The organism is Corynebacterium sp. MC3 (assembly GCF_900099485.1).
Taxonomy (GTDB): Bacteria; Actinomycetota; Actinomycetes; order Mycobacteriales; family Mycobacteriaceae; genus Corynebacterium; species Corynebacterium pseudogenitalium.
In genome coordinates this window covers 370,479-388,344 of the sequence record NZ_LT622815.1, presented here as the reverse complement: position 1 = coordinate 388,344, position 17,866 = coordinate 370,479, and the positions used below count along the sequence as shown (strand labels likewise).

Annotated in this window: 15 protein-coding genes; 6 read left to right on the top strand and 9 right to left on the bottom strand. The window is 58.0% G+C overall.

Annotated elements, in window-relative coordinates; all coding sequences use genetic code 11:
• Positions 1 to 28: 28 nt before the first annotated feature.
• From BQ4436_RS08595 to BQ4436_RS08575, 5 genes are all read right to left on the bottom strand, one after another.
• A complete protein-coding gene (locus BQ4436_RS08595) occupies positions 29 to 1,045 on the bottom strand; it encodes a 3-isopropylmalate dehydrogenase (RefSeq protein ID WP_070976378.1) in 1,017 nt (338 codons plus the stop codon).
• Positions 1,046 to 1,117: 72 nt separating this feature from the next.
• On the bottom strand, positions 1,118 to 2,704 hold the full coding sequence (gene serA / locus BQ4436_RS08590) for a phosphoglycerate dehydrogenase (protein ID WP_070976376.1): 1,587 nt from the start codon (positions 2,702 to 2,704) through the stop codon (positions 1,118 to 1,120).
• 56 nt (positions 2,705 to 2,760) lie between these two features.
• Positions 2,761 to 3,600, bottom strand: a complete 840-nt coding sequence (locus tag BQ4436_RS08585; protein WP_255366172.1) for a hypothetical protein — start codon at positions 3,598 to 3,600, stop codon at positions 2,761 to 2,763.
• 40 nt (positions 3,601 to 3,640) lie between these two features.
• A complete protein-coding gene (locus tag BQ4436_RS08580) occupies positions 3,641 to 5,524 on the bottom strand; it encodes a DUF262 domain-containing protein (RefSeq protein ID WP_070976374.1) in 1,884 nt (627 codons plus the stop codon).
• Positions 5,525 to 5,545: 21 nt separating this feature from the next.
• Positions 5,546 to 6,454 carry a cation diffusion facilitator family transporter gene (locus tag BQ4436_RS08575; RefSeq protein ID WP_070362575.1) on the bottom strand — a complete coding sequence of 303 codons (909 nt, stop codon included), beginning with the start codon at positions 6,452 to 6,454 and terminating at the stop codon, positions 5,546 to 5,548.
• 99 nt (positions 6,455 to 6,553) lie between these two features.
• Here BQ4436_RS08575 and BQ4436_RS08570 point away from each other — a divergent pair, with 99 nt between their 5' ends.
• Positions 6,554 to 6,958 (top strand): hypothetical protein, encoded by a 405-nt coding sequence (locus BQ4436_RS08570; RefSeq protein ID WP_070362576.1) that lies wholly within the window; start codon positions 6,554 to 6,556, stop codon positions 6,956 to 6,958.
• A 71-nt stretch (positions 6,959 to 7,029) separates the two neighbouring features.
• On the opposite strand, the gene ilvC is transcribed toward BQ4436_RS08570, so the two are convergent.
• From ilvC to BQ4436_RS08555, 3 genes are read right to left on the bottom strand one after another with little or no spacing between them, the layout of a single operon-like run.
• Positions 7,030 to 8,043: a ketol-acid reductoisomerase gene (ilvC, locus tag BQ4436_RS08565; protein WP_070362577.1), complete on the bottom strand. Its 1,014-nt coding sequence runs from the start codon at positions 8,041 to 8,043 to the stop codon at positions 7,030 to 7,032.
• Positions 8,044 to 8,103: 60 nt separating this feature from the next.
• Complete coding sequence (gene ilvN / locus BQ4436_RS08560; RefSeq protein WP_070362578.1) at positions 8,104 to 8,622, bottom strand: acetolactate synthase small subunit; 519 nt, start codon at positions 8,620 to 8,622, stop codon at positions 8,104 to 8,106.
• A gap of 1 nt (position 8,623) precedes the next feature.
• The gene (locus BQ4436_RS08555; protein ID WP_070479167.1) at positions 8,624 to 10,498 is read right to left on the bottom strand and encodes an acetolactate synthase large subunit; all 1,875 of its coding nucleotides are present in this window, start codon (positions 10,496 to 10,498) and stop codon (positions 8,624 to 8,626) included.
• Positions 10,499 to 10,745: 247 nt separating this feature from the next.
• On the opposite strand from BQ4436_RS08555, the gene BQ4436_RS08550 reads away from it, so the two are divergent.
• Genes BQ4436_RS08550 through ilvD form a run of 3 tightly spaced genes read left to right on the top strand, consistent with a single transcriptional unit; the run spans position 10,746 to position 14,566 of the window.
• Positions 10,746 to 12,173, top strand: a complete 1,428-nt coding sequence (locus BQ4436_RS08550; RefSeq protein WP_070976372.1) for a mechanosensitive ion channel family protein — start codon at positions 10,746 to 10,748, stop codon at positions 12,171 to 12,173.
• Positions 12,174 to 12,196: 23 nt separating this feature from the next.
• Complete coding sequence (locus BQ4436_RS08545) at positions 12,197 to 12,724, top strand: PH domain-containing protein (protein WP_070976371.1); 528 nt, start codon at positions 12,197 to 12,199, stop codon at positions 12,722 to 12,724.
• Positions 12,725 to 12,727: 3 nt separating this feature from the next.
• The gene (gene ilvD, locus BQ4436_RS08540) at positions 12,728 to 14,566 is read left to right on the top strand and encodes a dihydroxy-acid dehydratase (protein ID WP_070976369.1); all 1,839 of its coding nucleotides are present in this window, start codon (positions 12,728 to 12,730) and stop codon (positions 14,564 to 14,566) included.
• Between the two features lie 13 nt (positions 14,567 to 14,579).
• Here the strand turns inward: ilvD and BQ4436_RS08535 are convergent, their stop codons facing one another.
• Positions 14,580 to 15,395 carry a DoxX family protein gene (locus tag BQ4436_RS08535; RefSeq protein WP_070976367.1) on the bottom strand — a complete coding sequence of 272 codons (816 nt, stop codon included), beginning with the start codon at positions 15,393 to 15,395 and terminating at the stop codon, positions 14,580 to 14,582.
• Positions 15,396 to 15,560: 165 nt separating this feature from the next.
• Between BQ4436_RS08535 and BQ4436_RS08530 the strand changes: the two genes are divergently transcribed.
• Both BQ4436_RS08530 and BQ4436_RS08525 read left to right on the top strand, forming a co-directional pair.
• Positions 15,561 to 16,022: a MarR family winged helix-turn-helix transcriptional regulator gene (locus BQ4436_RS08530; protein WP_070362584.1), complete on the top strand. Its 462-nt coding sequence runs from the start codon at positions 15,561 to 15,563 to the stop codon at positions 16,020 to 16,022.
• A 348-nt stretch (positions 16,023 to 16,370) separates the two neighbouring features.
• On the top strand, positions 16,371 to 17,804 hold the full coding sequence (locus BQ4436_RS08525) for a YkvI family membrane protein (protein WP_070976366.1): 1,434 nt from the start codon (positions 16,371 to 16,373) through the stop codon (positions 17,802 to 17,804).
• Positions 17,805 to 17,866: the final 62 nt, after the last annotated feature.

The window sequence follows — 17,866 nt, the reverse complement described above, 5'->3', positions numbered from 1 at the left end:
GTTTAAATCTGGCCTCAACCCTACGTGGTTACCTCAGCGCGGCAGCAATCCGCTCGCCAACCTCAGTCGTCACTATCTCAGCCCCTTCGCGGCCCGTCACTTCCTTTTCCACGGCCGCTTCAATTTTCTGGGCATTGTCTTCATCGCCGAGGAAGCGCAGCATCATCGCGACGGAGAGAATCATCGCGCACGGGTCGGCGATACCCTGACCTGCAATATCCGGTGCAGAACCGTGGACTGGCTCAAACATCGAAGGCGTGACCTTTGCCGCGTTGATATTGCCCGAGCACGCAAGGCCCACACCACCTGCAACTGCGCCGGCCAAGTCAGTCAAAATATCGCCGAACAGGTTATCCGTCACAATGACGTCGTACTGCGAAGGGTCGCTGACCATGTAAATAGTCGCCGCGTCGATGTGGTGGTAGTTCGTGGTCACCTCTGGGAACTCCTGCGCGACCTCGTCGAAGACTCGCTGCCACAAACCACCAGCGTTGACCAGGACGTTCGTCTTGTGCACAAGAGTCAACTTCTTGCGGCGCTGCTGAGCAAGCTCAAAGGCGTAGCGCACGACGCGCTCAACACCGTAATAGGTGTTTTGAGAAACTTCGGAGGCAACCTCATGCTCGGTACCTTCGCGCAGCGTGCCACCATTGCCGGCATAGAGCCCCTCGGTTCCCTCGCGGACAACTACAAAGTCAATGTCACCCGGCCGTGCCAGCGGCGAGGTCACACTCTTGTACAAGCGCGACGGGCGCAGGTTGACATAGTGATCCAGCTTGAAGCGCAGTGGCAACAGGAGCCCGCGCTCAAGCACACCAGCGGGAACCTTTCGCGGGTCCCCGACTGCGCCGAGCAGGATTGCGTCATGTTCACACAGCGCCTCGAGGTCACCGTCGGTGAGTAGCTCGCCGTTACGCAGGTATCGACGCGCGCCAAGGTCAAAATCCGTGGTCTCTACGTCCGAGCGAACAGCATTCAGAACTTTGAGCCCCTCTGCCATCACTTCAGGGCCGATGCCGTCCCCACCAATAACAGCAACCTTCATTTTTGGGATTCCTTTCTCACCAGACGGACAGTGCGTTTAGTGTAACACTGTCCGCCCGTGAGGGAACCGCCTTTAGGAATCCAAATCGAGCTGGATCGAAGTGGCGTCGATAGACTGCGCGATCTGCTCCTCGAGCTGCTCTGGAACTTCCTTATCCACGCGCAGGATGAGCACTGCACCGTCGCCCTTCGTGGTGCGAGTCAGCGCGGCAGCATCGATATTGATATCGTGCGCACCAAGCTGCGAACCCACCTTTCCGAGCGCTCCAGGGACATCGGTGTAGCGGAAGAACAAGTTGCGGCCTTCCGCACGCATGTCTACACCGCGACCATTGATGCGAACGATCTTCTCAACGCCCTCCAGGCTCGTCAGCGCGCCAGTCACCGTAGCGGTCTGCCCTTCTGCCCCAACGGCCTGGACCTCGAGCGCGCTGCGGTGCGTCAGTGCTTCAGTCTCTGTCTCGACCGTATAGCTCAATCCGCGGGCCTCAGCGATAGCAGGTGCGTTCACAAACGTCACAGGCTCATCGACGATGCCCGAGAACAGACCGCGCACAGCAGACAGGCCCAACAGGTTGACTTCCTCCGTGGACAGCTCACCGCGAGCCGTCACCTTCAGCGATACCGGAGCCTCTTCCAGTAGCTTGCCTGCAAGCAGCCCAAGCTTGCGCGACAAGTCGAGCCAACGAGCTACCTCCTCGCCCGCGTTGCCACCAGCAACGTTGACAGCATCAGCGACGAACTCGCCGGCCAGTGCCTTCAACACAGAATCCGCAACGTCAGTACCCGCGCGGTCCTGCGCCTCAGCCGTAGATGCGCCAAGGTGCGGCGTTACGACGACCTCTTCGAGTTCGAACAGCGGCGAATCCGTGCACGGCTCGGTTGCATACACGTCGAAACCTGCACCACGAATGTGGCCAGACTTGATGGCGTCAGCAAGCGCCTGCTCATCAACGAGGCCACCGCGGGCCGCATTGATAATGATCTGTCCCGGCTTGGCCTTAGAAAGCAGCTCCGCATTGAACATGCCTGCAGTTTCTTTCGTCTTCGGCAAGTGGATCGTCACAAAATCTGCACGAGCCATCAGCTCCTCGAGCTCGACGAGCTCGACACCCATCTGCGCTGCACTCGCAGGGTTCGCGTAAGGGTCGTATGCGACGATCGTGGTTTCGAACGCAGACAGACGGTGCGCGAACAGCTGGCCAATGTGCCCGAAGCCGACAATGCCTACGGTCTTGCCGAAGATCTCGGTGCCTTTAAACGCCGAACGCTTCCACTCACCATTACGCAGCGTGGAATCAGCTGCCGGAATCTGGCGAGCGGTAGAAAGCAGCAGTGCGATTGCGTGCTCACAGGCTGAGTGAATATTCGAGGTCGGGGCGTTAGCAACCATCACACCGTGCTCGGTTGCCGCCGGAATATCAACGTTGTCAAGACCAACACCAGCGCGGCCGATAATCTTAAGGTTTGCACCTGCTTCGATCACCTCACGATCGACCGTCGTTGCGGAGCGAACAAGCAGTGCGTCCGCGGCGGGGACTGCCGCGAGCAGCGCCTCACGGTTTGGGCCATCTACCCACTGGACTTCCACCGCGTCGCCAAGTGCGTCAACGGTTGACTGGGAAAGTTTATCGGCGATGAGGACAACAGGTTTCGACATAAGAATGGGGTCTCCTGAGAATCAAACAGAGTGGATACCCCGAACACCTTAATAGGTCAGTTACCGGTTGTCCTGCGGTTAGCCTGATACTTTTCTTCCGCTTGCGAAATCCTGCGCGATAGCTCGTCGCTGGTCCCGAAATCGGTTCCAAGTGCAACGAGCGGGCCGTCCGCTAACCCTGCAAGAGCAAATAGTGTTTCAAAGGATGCTCTCGGGTCCGGCTCATCCACGAAGACAACCTTCGCCCCAAAGCTGCGCGCATTCGCAATCGCGGCAATCGAAGTATTCGCCGTCGCCACAACCAACGGAGCCATATCGGCATCCCTGCGGGAGAGAATCGGGAATGGTCTTGCCTGCGCCCCCTTCATCACGGCAGGGTCCGCCCATGCGGCTCTCAGCCAGGTCGGCTCACGCGAGCGCAACTTCGCCACTTCCTGCGCAGCAGACTCGGGTGAGGATATCAATCGTTCCTCAAACATCAGCGACGTCATCGGGCCTAAAGCTCCCCGCCCACCCGGGTCGCGGTACACACGCATCCGTCCAGTGGTTTGCGCCAGTGACACATCACCAACCGTAAGCACCGTATAGGTATGTAAACGCTCGGTTTCTTGCAGAATCTCGTTGTGTCGGTTCGGGTCGTAGACCAACATCGGGGCGTGGGCAACAACGGCGATTGAGGCAGCTCGCAGCTGTGCTTCTACTGAAGGATCCGACACCACTAGCGTCTCGGAAGCACGGAAGAAATACTGCAACGATGCAAGCCCCGTCCGGTCTGCTAACACGACAGGATGCTGCTCAAACATCGCTGATACATGGCGCGACTGGTTGACTTTCCTCGCCTCGCCCAGCGGGCCTAATTGTTGCTCTGGCGAGCAAGCAACAAGCAGCGTTGCCACGCACAACAATGCGAGGCAACGCTGCCGTATCCCAACCTGCTTAATCCTCTTCGCCTTCCGGCTCTTCCTGCTCAACTTCTGGCGCCTCAAACTCAGGCTCTTCAGCAGCTGGTGCAGGTTCTACTTCTGGCTCGGGCTCTTCAGAGAAATCAACCTCTGACTCGAGTGGGCCATCAATATCGCGGATCACGGCCTTATCAAGCGCATACTCGACAATCCCGACGAAACGTTCGCGACGATCCGCCAAGAACTCCGTCCACTGAGAGTTCAGCAAGAAGATTGGCGTCATCTCATGACCTTCGAGGACTTCATCAAACTCGTCGTCGTCCATCAGCGACTTCGACTGCAGGCGCGGAATGTAGCGCTTCGGCTGATTGTCCTCAATCAGCACATCCGTGCGCTTGCCCATCGGCGTGCGGTTGAGCACCGACTGTGCAACGACTGGGTCAGCACCAATGTCATCACAAAACGCAGGTGGGAACACAGTGTTGAAGTACGGCTGCAGCTCCGCAAATGTCTCCCGGTTGAACGGCTTTCCTGTCCTCCAGTCGAGCGCGCCGCGTGCCATCAGCAGTGCGTACAGTCCGCGGTAGACACCGCTTTCCTCCGTCGCCGTAAGCAAACGAGACTCCGAGAACGTGGCGTCCGACACTGTACGTGGCGTCGCGTCAGTCTCTTGCAGCACCCACGGGGTGACCTCGGTAACGTCGAGGCCCGCACGGATCGTCGGTGCGTGCGCACCGTAGAGCTCTCCGAACACACCCGACCAGTACCAGCGGTTGAGACGGTCCTTCGACTCCTGGCTTCGGTCCCACTGCGGGTGCTCTGCCAAACGCGCCAAAATCGTAGCCAGCGGAACAATCTGCGAGGTGTACGGGACCTGATCCACGCTGAGAATACAACGCTCAGCCATAAACTCAGCCGCCGCCTTAAACGCATCCGCCATTTCTTGCGCATGCTGGCGGTAGTCATCGAGGGAAAGGTTCAAGATGTCGCCGCGGTGTCCAACAGCGTGTCCATGCCGACTCGTCAGCAAAAGTGACATCGCACGGAGGAATTCAATGCGCCCAATGTCATCCAAAGCTGGGTACTCGCGCAACTGCTTTTCGACGCCCCGCCAATGCTCAGCAAGCAAAAAGTCAGGATCTTGCGTAGCAAACATGGCCGTCAGCAACTCGAAAACATCCATCTGGACACCCGCCGAGTTTGCGTGGGCGAAGATTTGGCCAACGCCAATCTGCGAGGTCTCCCGGTCAATGCGGATCACTGGAACATCGTAGGCCGGCATCCAGCGCATGACTTCGTTCAGGAAGAGCTTGACCGCGTCGCGCATTTCATGATCCTCGGCATCCGCCGCCATGTCTAAAAGCAGGTCATTGCCCTCTTTCCAGAGCAACAGCGACACCGGCACGACACCGTGCTTCAGCATGTCCTCCCGGTTCCGGATGCCCTCCGGAATATCCGGTCCAAAGTGCGAACGGATCTGGCCTTCTTCGTCAACAGCGAAGACTGCTTCAACCGGCATTGGATCGGCAGAGACGGCCATCCGCACATCCACAAAGAACTGGCGGTGAATGCGTCGACCAAGGAAGTCTACGGTCGGGACGATGCCGTCGCCCTTAAATGCGTGGTACAGCGAAGTGAGGCGCTGCTGGCCGTCGAGAAGCAACAGCCCCGGTTGCGGTTCCTTGACGCTCGGCTCGAGCCCTTCGAGCGGGCGCGGGCGAAATCGCATCGGTGTCCCGCGTGTATCCAACGCGAGGAACGAGCCGATTGGATAGCCGCGCAAGACTGAGGTAACCAGGGTGCGAATGCGGTCAACATCCCAGATATACTCGCGCTGAAAATCGGGTAGCTGCAGCTCTCCGCGCTCAGCCCGCGCGAAGAGATCCTTGAGTGAATAGCTTGGCGTAGTAAAACCCATAAGTCATACTTTAGAACAGAATCAACAAACATTCTCGTGGCCGCGGTGTTCGGGCAGCTCCACCTGGATCGTGGAATGCTCAATCCCCAGCTCACGCAACACTTCTTGGGCGTCGTCGAGAACACGGGCTCCTTGCTCACCAGGGTGCTTAACCACGTGAACCGTCGCCAATACGGACACCCCATCGAGCGACCACAGGTGCAAGTCATGGATATCCACCACACCGGCAATTGCTCGCAGGGCCGGCTCGACACTCTCAACATCGAATCCTGGAGGGACCTGCTCCAGTAGCACCTGGAGGGAGTGACGGAGCAGCGACCACGCCCGTGGCAACACCAACGCCGCGATCAGGAAGGAAGCGATAACGTCCGGCAGCTGGCTGCCAGTAAAAGCAATCACCGCACCGGCGACGAGCACCGCAACCGAACCGAGCATGTCCACAAGTACGTGCAAAAACGCGCCCTCAACGTTGACGGAGTTTTCCCTTTGGCTATGCAGCACCCACGCAGATACCGCGTTTGCGACCAAGCCAATGAGGGCGATCACCATCATCGGTGCCGTGTCAATCTCAGTAGGTGCAGAGATTCGACGAATGGCCTGCACCACGATCCAGACAGAAATCACAAGCACCGTCAGCGCGTTGGTCGCCGCGGCCAGTACTTCAACGCGCCGATATCCATACGTGGCCTTCATCGAGGCTGCCCGCTTCCCTATCACCACGGCGATCACCGCAATGATCAGTCCAGCAGCGTCCGACAGCATGTGCATGGCATCGGCCATCAGCGCCATCGAACCGGTGAGCCAGCCACCGATCAATTCTGCGAAAAAGACCACGCTGGTGACTCCCAGCGCGATCAGCAGGGCACGCAGTGGCGCGTCGCCGACGTGATCGTGGTCGTGAGTGTGAGCGTGGTCCTGGCTATGCGACATGCCGTGATTCTAATCCACCTTTGAATATCTGTAAAGCGGGCAACTTCGGAAGCAATCAGAACGATTTTTGCTAGCCTGGACCAAAAAGAAAGGAAACACGTGACTCAGCAACCACACGAAACCCCAAACAACCCCCCACTCGAGATACCAGAGGAGCGACGCCACCTTCCCGCTCCATCCGAGCCAACTCCGCAGAACGGCGGTTGGTGGAAGTGGCTCCTTGGCATCCTCGTCTTCCTCCTTCTCGCATGGCTACTGTGGTCCCTGTTCGCCGGCGGCCAAAGTGAAGAAGAATTCAACAACAACCAGCCCAGCGTGACGGCAACTGAAACCGTCGATATCACCACCACGATGACAGAAGACACCACGGAAACGGTTGAGCCTGCTACCGAGACGAACACTGACGCTTCCGAACCGACAGTGCCGGAAGAAGTCACTACCACAGTGAATCTCGACGAAGTCCTTAGCGACGCACCCGAATCCGAGACGGCACCAGCGCAATAGCGCAAAGCACAAACAAAACTGGGAGCGGCCCTTCTGTTGGGTCGCTCCCAGTTTTTACGTTATGAGAAAGCCTAGGCGGTCTCATTCAGCGGGTTCTGCACCCAGCTCATCATCGAGCGCAGTTCCTTGCCGGTCTTCTCAATCGGGTGCGAGGAGACCTTGGCGCGCAGGTCCTCCAGCTCCTTGTTACCGTTCTTCACGTTCTCAACGAGGCGCTTGGTAAAGGTGCCATCCTGGATATCACGCAGCACGTCACGCATGCGGTCCTTAACGCCCTCGTCGATGAGGCGCGGACCAGACAGGTAGCCACCGAACTCTGCGGTATCGGAGATGGAGTAGTTCATGTTCGCCATGCCGCCTTCGTAGATCAGATCCACGATCAGCTTCATCTCGTGCAGGCACTCGAAGTACGCCATTTCTGGCTCGTAACCAGCCTCGACGAGGACATCGAAGCCCGTCATGATGAGATCCTCCAGGCCACCGCACAGAACGGCCTGCTCTCCGAACAGGTCGGTGACGGTTTCAGCTTCGAAGGTCGTCGGGATGACACCGGCACGAGCACCACCGATTGCTGCAGCGTACGAGAGTGCCAGGTCGCGGCCATTGCCCTCCGGGTCCTGCTCGACAGCAATCAGGCACGGCACGCCCTTGCCTTCTGTAAACGTACGACGCACCAAGTGGCCCGGGCCCTTCGGCGCAACCATGCCCACGATGATGTCGTCCGCTGGTTCAATCAGGTTGAAGTGGATGTTCAGGCCGTGACCGAAGAACAGGGCGTCGCCAGCCTTCAGGTTTGGCTCAATATCGTTGCGGAAGATTTCTGCCTGGGAAGTATCCGGTGCCAGCAACATGATGACGTCCGCCCATGCGGAAGCATCAGCGTTGCTCTTGACCTCGAAGCCAGCCTCCTTGGCCTTTTCCGCGCTCTTCGAGCCCTCACGCAGGCCGATCACAACATCGACGCCGGATTCACGCAAGTTCTGCGCGTGCGCGTGGCCCTGCGATCCATAGCCGATTACTGCAACTTTCTTTCCCTGGATGATGGACAGGTCTGCATCCTGGTCGTAAAAAACTTCAATAGCCATGAGTCGGCTCACCTTTCTTTATGCGTATGGAGAAATATATCGGAGTTAATAGCGTCGCGCTTAGGATTGCGATGCCATTGTTTCGGCGCCGCGCGAAAGCGCGACATCACCGGAACTCGCAAGCTCGCGAATTCCGAAAGGCTCGAGTACTTCAAGCAACGCCCGCAGCTTTGCGGGCGTGCCCGTCGCTTCAATCACGAGGGACTCGGGCGAGACGTCGACGACACGTGCGCGGAAGATGTTCGCGGCATCCACAACCTGCGGCCTGTTACTGTTGTCCGCGCTCACCTTGACCAGCATCATCGATCGGGCGACGGTGGCGTCGTCGTCAAGCCTCTGGACTTTAATAACCTGGACGAGCTTGTTGAGCTGCTTCTGGATCTGCCCAACGGAGTACTCGCTCGCATCGACCACGATGGTCAGCCGATTGATGCCTTCGGTCTCAGTGCTTGCCGACACAAGCGAGACCATGTTGTAGCCACGGCGCGTAAACAGAGCGGATACGCGCGTAATGATGCCATCAACATCCTGCACAAGCACCGACAGCCTATGCCGAGTGATTGTTTGCACTGGTGCCATCTTATTTCGCTCCCTCTGTTTCATCTTCGAGTGTCGTCAACACTTCGTGAATTGCTTCTGGGGTTTCCGCAGCGGATTCCTCCATGTCGAAGAACGGCCGCATCCCGAGCGCGTACTGCATGTCTGAGTTCGAAGCGCCCGCAGCGACCATCGGCCAAACCTGTGCGTCCTCGCCGACGATGAACTCAACTACGACCGGCCGATCATTGATACCGCGCGCCCACTCAATCGCGGGGACGACGTCCTCTTCCTTCGTGACGCGAACAGCCTGCGCCCCGAGTGCCTCAGAGAGCTTCACAAAGTCAGGGACGTATGCCTCTTCCCCACCGAGCTTGGTGTGCGAGTAGTTGCCTTCATAGAACAACGTTTGCCACTGGCGGACCATGCCGAGGTTGCCGTTGTTAATCAGGCAGACCTTGATTGGCAAGCCCTCCATCGCCGCGGTGGTGATCTCCTGGTTCGTCATCTGGAAACAACCATCACCGTCGACGGCCCATACCTCTTTATCGGGCATCGCAGCCTTCGCACCCATAGCGGCTGGCACCGCATACCCCATGGTGCCGGCGCCGCCGGAGCTCAACCAGTGACGAGGTTTATCGAAGTCCAGGAACTGCGCTGACCACATCTGGTGCTGGCCAACGCCGGACGCGTAAATCGCATCCTTTCCGACGGTCTTCGACAGCATCTCGATCACAAACTGCGGAGAAAGCTTCCCATCGTCTTGCTTGTCGTACCCACGCGGGAACCGCTCCTGGAGATCCTGAAGCCGCTCCATCCAGGCGTCTATCTTCGGCGCCGGAGTATTCGGCGAGCCTGTAAACGCTGCAGTGAGCTGAGCAAGCACCTTCTTCGCATCACCGACGATCGGCACATCAACTGGACGAATCTTCCCGATCTCCGCCGGGTCGATGTCAGCGTGAATCGTGTCTGCGTGAGGCGCGAAGGTGTCAACGTCACCGGTCACGCGGTCATCAAACCTGGTTCCGATTGCGATCAGGAGATCCGCTTCCTGCAGGGCACCAACCGCCGGCACGGTGCCGTGCATGCCAGGCATGCCCATGTAGCACGGATGGTCCTGCGGGAATGCGCCCAACGCCATCAAGGTAGTCACCACTGGGATGCCAGTGGCCTCGACAAGCTCAAGCAGCTCCTTGTTCGCAGCAGACTTGACGACGCCACCACCGATATATAACACCGGCCGCTTCGCCTGCGAGATTCGCTCCGCAGCCTTCATTACCTGTTCGCTGAGCGGCTCGTCAGCGGGAACATACCCAGTCTCGAGCAGTTTCGGCGGCCACGAGAACTCCATGAGCTGTGCCTGAACATCCTTCGGGATGTCCACAAGCACCGGACCCGGACGGCCACTAGATGCGATGTGGAATGCAGTTGCAATCACACTCGGGATCTCGTTGACGTCCGTGACCATGATGTTGTGCTTAGTGATTGGCATCGTAATGCCACGAATATCCGCCTCTTGGAACGCGTCGGTTCCGATCATTGACGAACCTACCTGGCCGGTGATGGCAACAATCGGGACCGAGTCCAGATAAGCGTCACCGATCGGTGTGACAAGGTTTGTGGCCCCCGGCCCGGAAGTGGCGATGCACACGCCAACCTTTCCAGAAGCAACCGCGTACCCTTCTGCGGCGTGGCCTGCACCTTGCTCATGGCGAACCAGCACATGCCGCAGCTTCTCTGCTGCGAACAGTGCGTCGTAAAGAGGAAGCACCGCGCCACCGGGGAGGCCAAAGACAATCTCGGTACCTAGCTCCTCAAGACTGCGAACGACAGCGTCGGCTCCGGTGATCAGCGGCGCGGTGCGCTCATCACCAGGCTGCGTCGATGCATTCGTCGGGGGCTTGTGTGAAGCAACCACGATGTCGAGCTCCTTAGTGTTTCAAATAACAACAACCATCGAATCAGATCTAAAACAAAAGCCCCCGACCAAGCCGTGTGGCTGTCGAGGGCGCTTGAGTTCGCGACTGACTAGGCAAGCAGTCCGCTACGGCAAGCGCCGGTGCGGAATAAGAATGACTAGTACGTGCGAAATGATCATGAGTTGAATCATACACATTCCACAGGGGAATGTGAGGGATTTGGATTATTATTCAAAAACTATGCCGATGTCATACATTGCCGAACAGATTTGGCGCTGGTTCGCGGAGACGGGGATCAACCTCGCTCTCCTGCTCACACTCGCATTTTTAGTGCCACGAGCTGGCCGTTTCCTGAACCGTCACGCTGAGCGGCAGGTCAAAGAGTCTGGTGAGACGGACGAATCGAAGGGCCGCCTAGCAATCGTGGGCGTCGGTGTATACATCGCCCAGATGGTTGCCTACTTCTTGATTTTCGTCTTTGCACTGCAACAACTCGGCTTTTCACTCGCCGGTGCCGCCATCCCCGCAACGGTTGTATCGGCAGCCATCGGTTTTGGCGCACAGAACATCATCGCGGATTTCCTGGCGGGTTTCTTCATCCTCAGCGAAAAGCAATTTGGTGTGGGCGACTACGTCGCATTTCAGGGCAATGGGATTGACGTCTCCGGAGAGGTCATCCAGATTACAATGCGCGCAACTCAAATCCGGACCATCGAGCAATCGACCATCTCTATTCCGAACTCGACGGCACGCATATGCATCAACCAATCCAACTACTGGTCCAGCGCGGTCGTCGTCATTCCTGTCCCACTGCTCGGTTCAACGTCTGCGGAAGAGGCGTTGAAGAGGACCCTCACCGCGGCGCAGCGCGCGATTGCGCAACCCGACATTGCCGACGCCACCATCGACGAGGTCGAAGTACAACCCGCAGTAGCGGTAAACGCCCCCGCAACTGTCGGAAGCTCATGGACCGTGGATATGCGCGTGATGGTTCGCACTCAACCATTGATGCAGTGGAAGGTGGAGCGCGCAATCCGCATGGCGATCCTCGACGAGTTTTGGAACGAGTACGGCGCGGCAACAACATTCGAGGGCGCACTGGTGCAAGGTTTGGAACAACCGACCAGGCACTTTGATGTGCAAACGCCCACAGAGCGTATTCCAGAGTCCTTTCCTCAGACGCAGAAGCTGCCCGCGACAGACCCAGTGCCCCAAGATCCGGCAGCAGTTGATGACTTGACGATTACTGATGACGACGCACCTGAACCGAAGCGCGTATTCCGCGGAATTATGCGTATGTCCACAGCGTTCCTCCTCGCGGGGTTCGCGATTCTGCTCATTGTCCGCGGCCTCATGTTGCAACCCGCGGAGGAAAGCAACGCAAATTCCGGTGTTTGGGCGCCGCCTGCCCGACCAGTTGCATCCACGAGCGCCCCCATGCCTGCCACCCAAGAAGAGATCCCTACGTCCGACGTCACCACTACTATTCCAACAGCCACACCAACCACCGAAGCAACCACGCCTTCATCCACAACGACCGAGTCGGAATCATCTGATTGGACGTCCGAAACATCTACATACGAACCACCGGAACCGGCAGCCACGCCAGCTACTCAGGAAGAGACGGCGACGGACGAAGTGGACGTCGATAAAGAGCAACTCCCGCAGCCGTAACAAGATTGGCTAGCATAACTTGCATGACTGACTCGCCCACCACCTTTCGCCCTAGCAAACAACACGTCATTGCGGTTGTCCTCATGACAGGCATCGCGTTGATCGGAATTTCCTGGGCTCCGCTCATTCTTGGCTGGCTGCTGCTCATTCCGCTCGCGTGGTTGCTCTGGATCTTCACCGCCTCCACCACGATCAGCGAACGCGGCATTGCTCTGCGGTACATGGTGAAGCCAAACGTGACCATCGCCTGGTCTGACCTGGCGGGAATTGCATTTCAGGGCGCGAAGGCGAAGGCCACAACTCTTGACGGGGCATCGCACACCATGCCCGGCGTGACCTTTAGTATGCTACCGGAACTTGCAGAAGCTTCCCGGGGCCGAATCACGGACGTCATCACGCAGGCGCAGGAAGCCGCCGACGGAAAATATGAAATCATCAACAAAGACGGCAATAAAGTATTAATGTCGCGAGAAGCCTACGACGAATACGTCAAGGCACACCCTGATCTGCCCGGGCCACGGCCCGAGCCCGCGCCACGTACAAAGGAGTAAGCCGTGATCCCTCTCCGCTCACGAGTCACAACCATTGGCCGCCAAGCTGCAGGCGCACGTGCACTATGGCGAGCAACCGGTACAGAAGAAAATGAGTTCGGCAAGCCGATTGTTGCCATCGTCAACTCATACACGCAGTTCGTTCCTGGCCACGTGCACCTCAAAGAGGTAGGGGAAATTGTTGCGGAAGCTGTACGCGCCGCCGGCGGTGTGCCGAAAGAATTCAACACCATCGCCGTCGACGACGGTATCGCCATGGGTCATTCCGGTATGCTCTACTCCCTGCCCAGCCGCGAGATCATCGCGGATTCGGTGGAGTACATGGTCAACGCCCACACCGTCGACGCAATGGTATGCATCTCCAACTGTGACAAGATCACACCGGGCATGCTGAATGCTTCTTTGCGGCTCAACATCCCTACGGTTTTCGTCTCCGGCGGCCCGATGGAATCAGGCAAGCCAATTAACGTTGGTGGCGTCGAAAAGCCAGCCTCCGACCTTGTTGACGCCATCGCGCTTTCCGCAAACGATGCTGTCTCCGATAACGAACTCGATGCCATCGTCGAAGGCGCCTGCCCTACCTGTGGATCGTGCTCCGGCATGTTCACCGCTAACTCCATGAACTGCCTTACCGAAGCGCTCGGCCTTTCACTGCCTGGCAACGGCACCACTCTGGCCACGCACACAGCGCGCCGTGAGCTGTTCGAAAAAGCTGGCGCCACCATCGTTGACCTGTGCAACCGCTACTACGGAGAGGGCGACACCTCAGTGTTGCCGCGCGAGATCGCAACCGTGCACGCGTTCCGCAACGCAATGGCCCTCGACATGGCCATGGGTGGATCGACGAACACGATTCTGCACATCCTTGCGGCCGCGCAAGAGGGCGAGGTGAACTTCTCACTCGCGGATATCGACGACCTGTCCCACCACATCCCGTGCCTGTCAAAGGTTGCTCCAAACGGCACAGCCCACGTCGAAGATGTCCACCGCGCCGGAGGCATCCCAGCAATCCTCGGCGAGCTCCACCGCGGCGGACTGCTACACGAGGACGTGCACTCAATTGTCTACGACTCCCTCCACGAGTGGCTCAAGGACTGGGATATCCGTGGCACCGGCGCATGTGAAGAAGCCATCGAACTCTTCCACGCCGCGCCGGGTGGCAAGCGAACCACGCAGGCATGCTCGCAGTCAGCGCGGTGGCCGAGCCTGGATACCGATGCCATCCGTGGCGTGATCCACGATGTCGACCACCCGTTTACTTCTGACGGCGGCTTGGTCGTCCTGCGTGGCAACCTTGCTCCGGACGGCGCGATCCTCAAAACTGCAGGTGTTGAAGAAGGTCTCTGGGAGTTCTCGGGACCGGCGCATGTTGTGGACTCGCAAGAGCAGGCGGTGTCGATGATCTTGGCACACGAAGTACTTGAGGGCGAGGTTGTCGTGATCCGCTACGAAGGACCCGCGGGTGGGCCAGGCATGCAGGAGATGCTTCACCCCACTTCCTTCTTGAAGGGTGCCGGACTGGGCACGAAGTGCGCCCTGATTACCGACGGCCGATTCTCCGGCGGCACGTCAGGACTTTCCATCGGACACATCTCACCCGAGGCTGCCCACGGTGGCCTCATCGGCCTGATCGAAAACGGCGATACCGTTTCGATCTCAGTATCTCGGCGCGAGCTCACCCTCGATGTCGACGAAGACGTCCTGGAAAAGCGCCGTGAAGCAATGGAAGCCTCTGAGCACCCGTGGACACCAAATCGTGTCCGCGAAGTGTCGAAGGCTCTCAAGGTGTACGCAAAGATGGCAACATCCGCCGACAAGGGCGCCGTCCGCCAGCTCGACTAGCGGGCAGTCCTGGTTAGGCGAGCGGGTTTACCCCGGCGCCGAACCACCACAGCGCACCAGCTGCGGCTAGCCCAAGGACTGCGAAAATCCAGGAGCTTGCCAGTGGTCGGCGCGCCCACGAGCGGGTCGCGTCGACGCCGTACAGGCCAGGGCCAGCAAACTGCAGCGCGAGCACCACACCGAAAAGCACTGCTGCCAAGACTGTTGCTGGTTCCCACTCGAACACGTTCAGACCAACTCCGCTCACAACAATGCTGTGTAAAACGGCAAAGCCAGTAACTGCGATGCCCACCATCGCTGCAGCTGGCGTCAACAGCCCTAGCAGCAAGAAAACACCTGCGGCGAGCTGCAACGTCGGCAGGATGATAGCCAGGCCGTCGGTAAAAGCGTAGCCCTGCGCAGCAAATTCTGCTTCCAGCCCACCGATACCAGCCGAATCGCCTAGACGGAAGAACACCGCAATCGCTTGCAGGATGAGCGCGAGCCCGATGGTAAGGCGCGCAATCAGCAAGCCAAAGTCGAGCGTACCGCGCTTTGCGTGCTCAACCTTCTCCTCTTCCAGGTCAGAGTCAGCGGCAACATCTGGTTGCGCATAGGTCGTCGGCACCGAATCGAGCGTGTTGTTGGCAACAACCGTTTCGGTCGCCGGTGTGGCATCGAAGCCGCCCGGAGCGTCGGCGTTTGGAAACACCTCAGTGGGAGCAGCCTTCCCCGTCATCGAATAGATTCCCTGAGCCGAGTCGCCTCGAGCCGATCCCTGAAACTCAGGAATGCCTTCGAGTCCACTTACATCCTCGGGTGTAGCATCGCGCAAGTTTTTATCAGTCATGCCTAGCAATCTAGAACAAATCTGCCCGATTACGAGGCTGTACGTCGGCGCGCCACAAAACTTCTTGCGCTAAGAGACGCCACCTTCGGTCAAACGTAGCCCCGGAAGCTGGGACTCTGAACAAAATTAGGTTGAAATCTGTTGTAGTTACTAACATCTCATCACATGCATCGATTCAGTTGGCTTGATGAACACGACACTGAAATTTGGCTCACTATGTGGGCAATGATCTCGTGGATCCCTGCCCGCCTTGACGAAGCACTCAAGGCCAATGAAAGCATGAATCTGTCTGACTACCTTGCACTGGTAGAGATCGCACAAGCTGACGATCAGAAGATCACGATGAGCCAACTCGCGAAGGCAACACAGATGTCTGCATCACGCTTGTCCCATATCGTCGCACGTTTGGAGAGACGTGGGCTCGTGGCGCGAAGCCAAGACTCGACGGACCGCCGCACCAACATCGCCACGCTCACCAAAGACGGCGTCGAATTCATCGTGCGGTCCACGCCCGGTTACCTTCAGAAGCTCCGCGAGCTCGTATTCGATTCCATTACGCCGGAAGAGGCCGACCAACTCAACCGAATCATGAAGAAGATCGTCGCCAAGGCAGGACCAGACCATTAGGGCACGAGCCTAGCCAAGGTAACAGTTCCGTAACGCTTTGGCGTGCATCTCATTCTTTTTGACGCCAGCTTCTCCCTCCACACGTCCCCTCACCTCCCCCGTCTGATCACCTGGCAACTTCTCCCTTACTACCAGGCGGTTTATTCGATAGTCACGACCCACGCCCGCCAAGACCGAACGCTTATCAGCGCCACCCCCAGAGCCTTTAACACTACTGTTCCGTCCGTTTTGTGGTGTGCGCTGGAGAAATGCCTTTGATACCATCAACTCCCGTTCGGTGGACGTTGCAATAACGCCACCGCTAAGTTTTTATATCGATTTCTACATATTCAATAGGGACAAAGTTTTATGCGTAAATCTATCCGTGTGGCGCTCGCGTTCGTAGGGTTGCTCGTCGGAGCTGGCTTCGCATCCGGCCAGGAAGTGATTCAGTACTTCCTCGCGTACGGCTACTGGGGCCTTGTCGGCTCGATTGTTGCTGGCATCATTATCGTCGTCGTTGGCTCGACGCTCTTCCAGTTGGGTTCTTTCTACCTCGCTGACGACCACAGCGCCGTCTTTAAGAACGTATCAAAGCCACTTGTATCGAAATTTATGGACGTCGCCACGATGTTCACCCTTTTTGCGATCGGCTTCGTCATGGTCGCCGGTGCAGGCTCGAACCTTGACCAACAGTTCGGGCTCCCAACTTGGGTGGGCGCGGCCATCATGACCGTCCTGCTTGTCCTTTCAGGGTTCCTGGACGTCGACAAGCTCACGAACGTCATTTCCATCATCACGCCATTTCTTATCGTCGCGGTGATCGTGGCGCTGATGATCACGCTGGTGCACATGCCAGACAACATCAGCCAAATCAACGAGCTCTCCATGCAGAACGCACCTGCTACAGGTGTGGGCAACAACTGGTTGCTCTCCGCTGTCAACTACGCAACGCTTTGCATCATCATGGCTGTTTCGATGATCCTCGTCATTGCGGGCTCGCAGCTCAACCCTCGCGAAGCCGGCATTGGCGGATTGCTTGGCGGGTTCATCTTTGCGGCCCTACTGGTCATCCTGAATTTCATCATTTTCATGAACATGGAAGGCGTCTACGGCGCCGACTTCCCACTGCTCATGGTGTTTGACAACATGCACCCAGCGGTCGGCTTCGTCGTCTCGCTGCTGATTTACTTGATGATCTACAACACCGCGGTAGGCATGTTCTACGCCATGGCGCGGCGTCTCGCTCATGGCCGTCAGGAAAAGTTCCGACTGATCTACTTCATCGTGGTCGGCATTGGCTTCGCGCTGTCTTTCATCGGTTTCTCGGCCCTCGTTGGTTGGGTCTACCCTGTCGTTGGCTATCTCGGACTTGTGCTCTCGATCGTTATGATTATTTCCTGGTTCAAGGATCGTGGACGTATCGCGGCAGAGACCAAACGACGTGAGCGCCTCGCAGAGCTCGCAGAAACCGCGCTGGACCCAGCAGAAAGCGAACTGTCCGCGAAGGAGCGCGAAGAGGTCGAAGACCTGGTCACCGAGTCTCACGTTGGTGACACACACCTGTGGCAATCCGTCCAGGAGGAAGTCGCTGCGGATCTCCACGCTGATCCAGAGAATGAGTTCTCGCTCGACGACGCACCGGCACTCGACCCCGACTCCGAGGAGTACGACGGTGCACCTGGTGACGCCGACTCACACGACGACCCAATCGACTGGGAGGCCTACTCAGAGATGTACGAAACTGGCACGTTCCCAGCCGTCACCGACGAGGACGTCAAGAACGCATCGAAGGGCAAATAGATCCGTTTCGTTGCAGTACATGGAGGAGCCCCCGCACCGGTTCGAATCGGCGCGGGGGCTCC

Excerpts from the sequence above, each read along its gene's own strand:
- BQ4436_RS08595 (WP_070976378.1), bottom strand. The coding sequence starts at position 1,045 with ATGAAGGTTGCTGTTATTGGTGGGGACGGCATCGGCCCTGAAGTGATG.
- serA (WP_070976376.1), bottom strand. The coding sequence starts at position 2,704 with ATGTCGAAACCTGTTGTCCTCATCGCCGATAAACTTTCCCAGTCAACC.
- BQ4436_RS08580 (WP_070976374.1), bottom strand. The coding sequence starts at position 5,524 with ATGGGTTTTACTACGCCAAGCTATTCACTCAAGGATCTCTTCGCGCGG.
- BQ4436_RS08575 (WP_070362575.1), bottom strand. The coding sequence starts at position 6,454 with ATGTCGCATAGCCAGGACCACGCTCACACTCACGACCACGATCACGTC.
- ilvC (WP_070362577.1), bottom strand. The coding sequence starts at position 8,043 with ATGGCTATTGAAGTTTTTTACGACCAGGATGCAGACCTGTCCATCATC.
- ilvN (WP_070362578.1), bottom strand. The coding sequence starts at position 8,622 with ATGGCACCAGTGCAAACAATCACTCGGCATAGGCTGTCGGTGCTTGTG.
- BQ4436_RS08550 (WP_070976372.1), top strand. The coding sequence starts at position 10,746 with ATGTCATACATTGCCGAACAGATTTGGCGCTGGTTCGCGGAGACGGGG.
- BQ4436_RS08545 (WP_070976371.1), top strand. The coding sequence starts at position 12,197 with ATGACTGACTCGCCCACCACCTTTCGCCCTAGCAAACAACACGTCATT.
- BQ4436_RS08535 (WP_070976367.1), bottom strand. The coding sequence starts at position 15,395 with ATGACTGATAAAAACTTGCGCGATGCTACACCCGAGGATGTAAGTGGA.
- BQ4436_RS08530 (WP_070362584.1), top strand. The coding sequence starts at position 15,561 with ATGCATCGATTCAGTTGGCTTGATGAACACGACACTGAAATTTGGCTC.
- BQ4436_RS08525 (WP_070976366.1), top strand. The coding sequence starts at position 16,371 with ATGCGTAAATCTATCCGTGTGGCGCTCGCGTTCGTAGGGTTGCTCGTC.